Here is an 8,386-nt window from a genome sequence, read left to right as displayed (position 1 = left end):
CGGTGCCGGTGCGCTCGGGCCGGCTTCCGCCGGCCGCCGGCGCGGCGGGCGGCGGGGTCAGGACGACGGGCACGCCCGACGGTGCCTGGGCGCCGGTGATGCGGTTCAGTTCGGCCCCGCCCGAGCGGACGCTGGTGGTCTGCGGGGTGATGCCGGCGGCGGACATCAGACGGGTCACGTCACGGCGCTGGTGCGGCAGCACCAGGGTGACGACGGTGCCGGACTCGCCCGCGCGGGCGGTGCGGCCGCCCCGGTGCAGGTAGTCCTTGTGGTCGGCGGGCGGGTCGATGTTGACGACCAGGTCGAGGTCGTCGACGTGGATGCCGCGCGCCGCGACGTTGGTGGCGACCAGGGCCGTGATCTGCCCGTCCTTGAACTGGGTCAGGGCCCGGGTGCGCTGCGACTGGGACTTGCCGCCGTGCAGGGCCGCGGCCCGCACGCCGACCGCCAGCAGCTTCCTGGCCAGCCGGTCCGCCGCGTGCTTGCTGTCCAGGAACATGATCACTCGCCCGTCACGGGCGGCGATCTCGGTCGTGGTGGCGTGCTTGTCGTCGTCCTCGACGTGCAGCACGTGGTGCTCCATCGTCGTGACGGCGCCCGCCGACGGGTCGACCGAGTGGACCACGGGGTCGTGCAGGTAGGTACGGACCAGCCGGTCGATGTTGCGGTCCAGGGTGGCCGAGAACAGCAGCCGCTGGCTGTCGGGAAGCACCTGGTCGAGCAGGGCGGTGACCTGGGGCATGAAGCCCATGTCGGCCATCTGGTCGGCCTCGTCCAGAACGGTGATCGCGACGCGGTCCAGGCGGCAGTCGCCCCGGTCGATGAGGTCCTTGAGGCGGCCGGGCGTCGCGACGACGACCTCGGCCCCGTTGCGCAGGGCACTCGCCTGACGGCCGATCGACAGACCGCCGACCACCGTGGCGAGCCGCAGGCGCAGCGCGCGGGCGTAGGGGGTGAGGGCGTCGGTGACCTGCTGCGCCAGTTCCCGGGTGGGCACGAGGACGAGGGCCAGCGGCTGCCGGGACTCGGCGCGCTGCCCCGCGGTACGGGCCAGCATGGCCAGTCCGAAGGCGAGGGTCTTGCCCGAGCCGGTGCGCCCGCGGCCCAGCACGTCACGGCCGGCCAGCGAGTTCGGCAGCGTCGCGGCCTGGATGGGGAACGGGACGGTCACCCCTTCGGCCCGCAGGGTGGTCAGCAGCCGCTCGGGCATGTCGAGGTCGTCGAACGCCGCCACCGGCGGCAGCGCCGGGGTGAGGGTGACCGGCAGTGCGAACTCCCCGCCGATCGCGGCGGGGCGTCCTCCGCGACCGTTCCGCCCGGCGTTGGTGGAGCGGGCCGGACCGCTCTGGCGGCCCTTCCCCTGCGTTCCTTGCGTCCCCTGTGAACGGACGCGGCTGCCCCGGCCGGAGGAGCCGGCGGAGCCCTTGTCCGTACGGGTACGGGAGGAACTGCTGTTCGTACGAGCTGGGCGGTTCATGGGGGACCTTCCTCGAAGCGGCACCGGTCGCACATGAGCCGGGGCCCGCACCCGAAAGTGCGGACCCCGGCCATGCGGTACGCGTCAGCGTCAGGCGGGAACGATGTTCTCGGCCTGCGGGCCCTTCTGGCCCTGCGTGACGTCGAAGGTCACCTTCTGGCCCTCCTGAAGCTCACGGAAACCGGAGGTGGCGATGTTCGAGTAGTGGGCGAACACGTCCGGGCCGCCACCCTCCTGCTCGATGAAGCCGAAGCCCTTTTCCGAGTTGAACCACTTCACGGTGCCAGATGCCATATTGAAAACTCCCTTGATGCAGTGCCCGGAACCGCACCTTGCGGACCCGGCGTCGCAGCAACGATTCGGCCTGACGGGAAGATCGAACAACCCCGGAAAGCCCCTGAAACTGAAAAGAGTGCTCATCGACGGAAGGTCGAAGAGCACTCAGAAGCCTCTGGTAACCAAAACTGCCACTTCCTGCCAAGATAGCACAGTGCCGAGCGACGCGCGATCGGGGGTGCCGAAGCGGTTGCCGGCACCGCCCCGGCACCCCCTCGCCCCCCTTCCGTACCGCCCTCATTCATTTCGGTACCGCCTCCAGCCGCACCGCGCACGCCTTGAACTCCGGCATCCGCGACGTCGGGTCCAGCGCCGGGTTGGTGAGGGTGTTGGCGCGGCCCTCGCCCGGCCAGTGGAACGGCATGAAGACCGTGTCCGGGCGGATCGCGGTCGTGATGCGCGCCGGGGCGACCGCGCGCCCGCGCCGCGAGACCACCGCCACCGGATCGCCCTCCGCGGCACCGAGCCGCTCCGCCAGCCGCGGGTGCAGCTCGACGAAGGGGCCGGGTGCGGCGGCGTTCAGCTCGTCCACGCGCCGGGTCTGGGCGCCGGACTGGTACTGGGCGACGACCCGTCCGGTGGTCAGCAGCACCGGGTACGCGGCGTCCGGCTCCTCGGCGATCGCCCGGTGCGAGACGGACACGAAGCGGGCCCTGCCGTCCTCGGTGGCGAACCGGTCGAGGAAGAGGCGGGGCGTGCCCGGGTGGACCGCCGTGCCCGGCTCACCCGCCGTGACCGGTTCGCCCGCAGGACACGGCCAGAAGACCCCGTTCTCCTCCGCCAGCCTGCGGTAGGTGATCCCCGAGTAGTCGGCGATGCCGCCCGCGCTCGCCCGGCGCAGCTCGTCGAAGACCTCCTCGGGATCGGTCGGGAAGCCCGTCTTCACGCCCAGCCGGGCGGCCAGCCCGTGCAGCACGTACAGGTCGGTGCGGACGCCGTCGGGCGGGGTGACCGCCCGCCGGCGCAGCAGCACCCGGCCCTCCAGGCTGGTCGTGGTGCCGGTCTCCTCGGCCCACTGGGTGACCGGCAGCACCACGTCCGCGAGGGCCGCCGTCTCGGAGAGGACCACGTCGCACACCGCGAGGAAGCCGAGCGACCGGATGCGTTCCTCCACGTGCGCGGCGCGCGGGGCCGACACCACCGGGTTGGAGCCCATCAGCAGCAGCGACCTGATGTCCGTGCCCAGCGCGTCCAGCAGTTCGTACGCGCTGCGCCCGGGGCCGGGCAGCGTGTCCGGGTCGACGCCCCACACCTGGGCCACGTGCCGGCGCGCCGCGGGGTCGGTCAGGCTGCGGTAGCCGGGCAGCTGGTCGGCCTTCTGCCCGTGCTCGCGCCCGCCCTGCCCGTTGCCCTGCCCGGTGAGGCAGCCGTACCCGGACAGCGGGCGGCCCGCGCGGCCCGTCGCCAGGCACAGGTTGATCCACGCGCCCACCGTGTCCGTGCCCTTGGCCTGCTGCTCGGGGCCGCGCGCGGTGAGCACCATCGCGTGCTCCGGCTCGCAGAACAGCCGTACCGCCTCCCGCAGCTCGGGCACGGAGACACCCGTGATCCGTTCCACGTGCTCCGGCCAGTGCGCCATGGCCGCCGCCCTGGCCTCCTCCCAGCCGGTCGTCCGTTCGCGGACGTACTCCTCGTCCGTCCGGCCCTCCGCCACCACCAGGTGCAGCAGGCCGAGGGCGAGGGCGAGGTCGGTGCCGGGGCGGGGGGCCAGGTGCAGGTCGGCCTGCTCGGCGGTACGGGTGCGGCGCGGGTCGACGACGATCAGCCGGCCGCCGTTCTCCCTCAGCTCGGTCAGGTAGCGCAGGGCGGGCGGCATGGTCTCGGCGAGGTTGGAGCCGACGAGGATCACGCAGCCCGTCCGCGGGATGTCCTCCAGCGGAAACGGCAGTCCGCGGTCGAGCCCGAACGCCCTGTTGCCCGCGGCCGCCGCCGACGACATGCAGAACCGCCCGTTGTAGTCGATCTGCGAGGTGCCGAGCGCGATCCGCGCGAACTTCCCCAGCGCGTACGCCTTCTCGTTGGTCAGCCCGCCCCCGCCGAACACCCCGCAGGCGTCCGGGCCGTGCTCCGCGCGCGTGCGGGCGAACCCGTCGGCGATCCGGTCGAGCGCCTCGTCCCAGCCGGCGGGCACCAGGACGCCGTCCTCGCGCACCAGGGGGGAGGTCAGCCGCACCCGGGCGGAGAGCACCGCGGGCGCCGTACGGCCCTTGCCGCACAGTGCGCCCCGGTTCACCGGGAAGTCCGGGCGTTCGACCACCGCGACGCCCCCCTCCGGCGCGGGGGTGAGGTTCATCCCGCACTGCAGGGCGCAGTACGGGCAGTGGGTGGGCGTCACGGAGATCTGCTGCATGGGCCCAGCGTGTGGGGGCCGTGTTACGTGGCGGGACGCCGTCCGTTACGCGGCCGGGACGGGGACCTCCCGGCGGGAGGGGGCACCGGCGTGAGGACGCGGGAGGCCTTTCCGACTTGCCTACTGGGAAAGTTGTGGGTAACTTTCCCAGTAGGCAAGTTGAGTGGACCGTCAGGGAGGGGAGCGACCGTGAGCACACCGGTGGACGCCGAACAGGCGTGGAAGGACCTGCAGCGCATCCGCGTACCGCAGGAGCGCGTGTACGACGAGGTCGAGCGGTCCGCGCACGGCGGCTCCCGGGCCACCTGCTCCACGGCCCTGGCCATGTGGGTCTTCCTGGCGGTGCAGGGCCTGGACCTGCCCCAGTGGGGCGTCTGGCTGACCCTCGCCGTGTTCGTCGCGGTGATGGGCGCGCTGATCACGTCCTCCAGCCGCAGGAACAGGGTGCAGCTGCACCACTCCCGCTACGACTGGCGGTCGTCCGTCCTGCTCGTCGGCGGCGCGGCGGTGACCGGCGGCACGGTGCTGCTCTCCGGGCGTCTGGTCGAGCCGCTGGCGCCGATGACCGGCGCACTGGTCCAGGCCACGGTCTCGGCAGCCGTCTTCGTGCTGACCGTCGGACCGGCCAGCCGCTGGGCGGTCGGCTCACTGCGCACCCGCGGTGAGCGGACGGCGCACGAGGGAGCGGGCCGATGAGCACCCCCATCGGCTTCGACGAGCTGATCCACCCCGCCACCCGGCTGTCGGTGGTCGCGCTGCTCGCCACCACCGAGTGGGCGGACTTCGCGTTCGTCCGCGACAGCCTCTCGCTCAGCGACTCCGCGCTCTCCAAGCAACTGCACACCCTGGAGGAGGCCGAGTACCTGGAGATCCACAAGGAGGGCGGCGGCCGGAAGCGGCGTACGAAGGTCCGGCTGACGGACCGCGGCCGCACCGCCTTCGAGGGACACGTGGCGGCGCTCCGGGCGATCGTGGAGCGCGCCCCCGGGGCCGCGGCGGCGGCGCCACCGCAGCAGCACGCGGAGGCAGGACGATGACGGCACTGACGCCACCCACTCCCGTCCCGGCCGCCCGGCCCGTCGTCCAGGCACGCGGCCTGACCATGTCGTACGGCGACGTCGACGTCCTCCACGGCATCGACCTGGACATCCACCGCGGGGAGGTCTTCGCGCTGCTCGGGCCCAATGGCGCGGGCAAGACCACCACCGTGGAGATCCTGGAGGGCTTCCGGCGGCGCTCCGCCGGGAAGGTCACCGTCCTCGGCGCCGACCCGGAGCGCGGCGACGACGCCTGGCGCGGCCGCATCGGACTGGTCCTGCAGTCCTGGCGCGACCACCGTCGCTGGCGGGTCGCCGAGCTGCTGACGCACTTCGCGACGTACTACCCCGACCCGCGCGACCCGGCCGCCCTGCTGGACCTGGTCGGCCTCACCGCCCAGGCCGACCGGCAGGTGGACCGGCTGTCCGGCGGGCAGCGGCGGCGGCTGGACGTCGCGCTCGGCATCGTCGGCCGCCCGGAGCTGCTCTTCCTGGACGAACCGACCACCGGCTTCGACCCGCGGGCGCGGCACGAGTTCCACGTCCTGGTCGAACGGCTGGCCCGCGACGAGGGCGTCACCGTCCTGCTCACCACGCACGACCTGGCGGAGGCCGAGCGGCTCGCCGACCGGATCGCCATGCTGGTCGGCGGCCGGATCCGGGCCTGCGGCACCCCGTCGGAGCTGGCCCGGCGGGCCGCCGCGCGGGCCGAGGTCCGCTGGACCGCCGACGACGGGACGCCCCGCCGCGAACGCACCGCGGACCCCTCCCGACTGGTCTGGGAACTGCACCGGGACGCGACCGGCCCGATCACCGGCCTGGAGGTCCGCCGCCCGACGCTGGAGGACACCTATCTGCACATGGTGCACCGGGAGGACGGCGGTACGGACACGGACAGGGAGGCACAGGTCGCATGAGGCGGACACACGTGACGGACGGGAACGACGCACCGGGCGGCAGGCCACCTCGCCCCACCCGCCGCCGCCCCTGGCGGGCCGGCCTCCTCCGCGGCGGCATCGAGTTGCGGCACCTCCTGCGCAACCCCAAGGAACTGTCCGGGCACCTGTCCAACGTGGCCGTCGCGCTGGTGCTCGCCGTCGTCCTCGACGACGACGTGCCCGGCACCGGGGCCCCGATGGCCCACCTGGTGATCGCGGGCTTCGCCGCCTACCTGCTCTTCCAGGTGGGTCTGGTCAACCTCCCCCAGATACTCGTCACCGAGCGGGAGGAGGGCGCGCTGCTGCGGCTGCGCGCCACGCCCGGCGGGATACCGGCCTACCTCGTGGCCAAGAGCCTGCTGGTGGTCGCCATGGCGGCCGCCACCCTGGTCCTGCTCCTGGGGACCGCGGCGCTGCTGGTGGACGGGCCGCTGCCGCGCGGCGCGGGCGGCTGGCTGACGCTCCTGTGGGTCACCACGCTCGGGCTGCTCGCCGTCGTACCCCTGGGCGCGGCCATCGGCGCCGTGCTGCCCAACCCGCGCGAGGCGCTGGCGCTGCTCATGCTGCCCGTGATGGCGCTGCTGGTCACCTCCGGCGCGGTGTTCCCGATCACCACGCTGCCCGTGGCGGTCCAGCAGGCGGCCTCCGTCTTCCCGCTCAAGTGGATGGCGCAGGGCCTGCGCTCGGCGCTGCTGCCGGACGCCGCACGGGCCGCCGAGCCGGCCGGGTCCTGGGAACTGCCCATGGTCGCCCTGGTGCTGACCGCCTGGGCCGTCCTCGGGTTCCTCCTCGCGGTGCCCCTGCTGCGCCGCGCCGCCCGCCGCGAGTCCGGCTCACGGCTGTCCGCGCGCCACCGGAAGGCGGAACGGAGCGGGGCGGCACCCGCGTAGGCGGGCAGGAACGCAACCGGTGGGGTCACCCCGCGTCGGCCAGCGCCCGCGCCACCCCCGGTTCCTGGGGCCCGAGGAACCGGGGGTCCGGCCGCAGCACCGCGTCCACGGCAGCCTTGCCCGCCGCGCCGATCTCCCGGACGGTCCCGTAGTACCAGGTCACGTCGCGCCGGTCGGCGACCCCGACGCCGTACGACCGCACCCCCGCCTCCTCGCACAGGGCCACCGCCCGGCGGATGTGGAAGCCCTGGCTGATCAGGACCGCCCGGTCGACGCCGAAGATCTTCTTGGCGCGCACGCACGAGTCCCAGGTGTCGAAGCCGGCGTAGTCGCTGACGATGCGCGCGTCGGGCACGCCCCGACCGGTGAGGTAGGCGCGCATGGTGTCCGGCTCGTCGTACTCCGCGCGGCTGTTGTCGCCGGTGACGAGGAGCACCTCGACCCGCCCCTCGTGGTACAGCCGCGCCGCCGCGTCCAGCCGGCGGGCGAGGTACGGGGAGGGCGCGTCGCCGCGCAGTCCCGCGCCGAAGACCACGGCGACCTCGGTGGGCGGCACGTCCTCGGCGGTCCGCAGCCGGTCGGAGGAGACCGTGAACAGCCAGGCGGAGGGCAGCAGCGCCAGCACGCACAGCAGCATCACCGCCTGCACGGCCCGCCGCTGTCCGGTCCGGGTGCGTGGCAGATGCATGATGTGGCCCCCTGGTGTTCCTGTCCGTGTCCGTGCCGCCCGTCCGGTCAACGAAGACGCCACCGCCGGAGATCCAGTTCGGCCCCGGCACGTGACCAGGCTCACGCCCGTACCGCGGAAGCACAGGTCACCGCCGCTCACACCGCACGCCCACCCCACCGTGAACTGCCGGAAAAGCTCCGTGACACCCGCGCAACGGCCAGGCAACCTCGCCTCACGAGGATCGTTCCCATGACCTGGACCGTTCCCATGACCCCGACCGCGCCGGACTCCGCGCCCGCGCTCGTCCTCGTGGCGCACGGCAGCCGCGACCCCCGCGCGCTGTCGACCGTGCGGGCCCTGGCCGAGCGGGTCCGCCGGCAGCGGCCCGGACTCTCCGTGCACCTCGGGCACATCGAGCTGAACGAGCCCCTGCTGCCCGACACCCTCGCCGCCCTCGGCGACCGCGAGGCCGTCCTCGTACCGCTGCTCCTCAGCCGCGGGTACCACGTCAAGCGGGACATCCCGGAGATCGCGGCGGGCTCCCGCGTGCGCGCCCGCGTCGCCGCGCCCCTCGGCCCGCACCCGCTCCTCGTGGACGTGCTGCACGAACGGCTGGCGCAGGCCGGGTGGCGGGTCCCGGCGACCGGCGCCGAGCGCGCGGCGAGCGCCGTCGTCCTCGCCGCCGCCG

At 73.9% G+C, this 8,386-nt stretch carries 9 protein-coding genes; 5 read left to right on the top strand and 4 right to left on the bottom strand.

The features are described 5' to 3' along the window. The 3 genes from UW392_RS32415 to UW392_RS32405 form a co-directional block, all read right to left on the bottom strand. Nucleotides 1–1,477 (bottom strand): DEAD/DEAH box helicase (locus tag UW392_RS32415; RefSeq protein WP_320778750.1); only part of this gene is annotated, 1,477 nt, incomplete at its 3' end. A 90-nt stretch (nucleotides 1,478–1,567) separates the two neighbouring features. Beyond that, nucleotides 1,568–1,771 carry a cold-shock protein gene (locus tag UW392_RS32410; protein ID WP_005483357.1) on the bottom strand — a complete coding sequence of 68 codons (204 nt, stop codon included), beginning with the start codon at nucleotides 1,769–1,771 and terminating at the stop codon, nucleotides 1,568–1,570. Between the two features lie 283 nt (nucleotides 1,772–2,054). Beyond that, nucleotides 2,055–4,163, bottom strand: a complete 2,109-nt coding sequence (locus UW392_RS32405) for a molybdopterin oxidoreductase family protein (RefSeq protein ID WP_320778749.1) — start codon at nucleotides 4,161–4,163, stop codon at nucleotides 2,055–2,057. A 189-nt stretch (nucleotides 4,164–4,352) separates the two neighbouring features. Between UW392_RS32405 and UW392_RS32400 the strand changes: the two genes are divergently transcribed. The 4 genes from UW392_RS32400 to UW392_RS32385 are packed head-to-tail and all read left to right on the top strand — an operon-like array spanning nucleotide 4,353 to nucleotide 7,028. Continuing rightward, nucleotides 4,353–4,859: a hypothetical protein gene (locus tag UW392_RS32400; protein WP_320778748.1), complete on the top strand. Its 507-nt coding sequence runs from the start codon at nucleotides 4,353–4,355 to the stop codon at nucleotides 4,857–4,859. Further along, entirely contained in the window at nucleotides 4,856–5,200 is a 345-nt protein-coding gene (locus tag UW392_RS32395; RefSeq protein ID WP_320778747.1) for a transcriptional regulator, read from the top strand. The genes UW392_RS32400 and UW392_RS32395 overlap by 4 nt, the downstream gene beginning before the upstream one ends. After that, nucleotides 5,197–6,117: an ABC transporter ATP-binding protein gene (locus tag UW392_RS32390; RefSeq protein WP_414496728.1), complete on the top strand. Its 921-nt coding sequence runs from the start codon at nucleotides 5,197–5,199 to the stop codon at nucleotides 6,115–6,117. Before UW392_RS32395 ends, UW392_RS32390 begins: the two co-directional genes overlap by 4 nt. Next, the gene (locus tag UW392_RS32385) at nucleotides 6,114–7,028 is read left to right on the top strand and encodes an ABC transporter permease (RefSeq protein WP_320778746.1); all 915 of its coding nucleotides are present in this window, start codon (nucleotides 6,114–6,116) and stop codon (nucleotides 7,026–7,028) included. Before UW392_RS32390 ends, UW392_RS32385 begins: the two co-directional genes overlap by 4 nt. A 25-nt stretch (nucleotides 7,029–7,053) precedes the next feature. Here UW392_RS32385 and UW392_RS32380 read toward each other — a convergent pair whose 3' ends face one another. Continuing rightward, the gene (locus tag UW392_RS32380; protein WP_320778745.1) at nucleotides 7,054–7,716 is read right to left on the bottom strand and encodes a vancomycin high temperature exclusion protein; all 663 of its coding nucleotides are present in this window, start codon (nucleotides 7,714–7,716) and stop codon (nucleotides 7,054–7,056) included. Nucleotides 7,717–7,947: 231 nt separating this feature from the next. On the opposite strand from UW392_RS32380, the gene UW392_RS32375 reads away from it, so the two are divergent. Beyond that, nucleotides 7,948–8,386, top strand: a 439-nt coding sequence (locus UW392_RS32375; protein WP_320778744.1) for a CbiX/SirB N-terminal domain-containing protein, incomplete at its 3' end; no start/stop codon positions are given.

It is taken from the genome of Streptomyces sp. CRN 30, from assembly GCF_034105845.1.
This window is presented reverse-complemented; position numbering and strand designations above follow the sequence as displayed.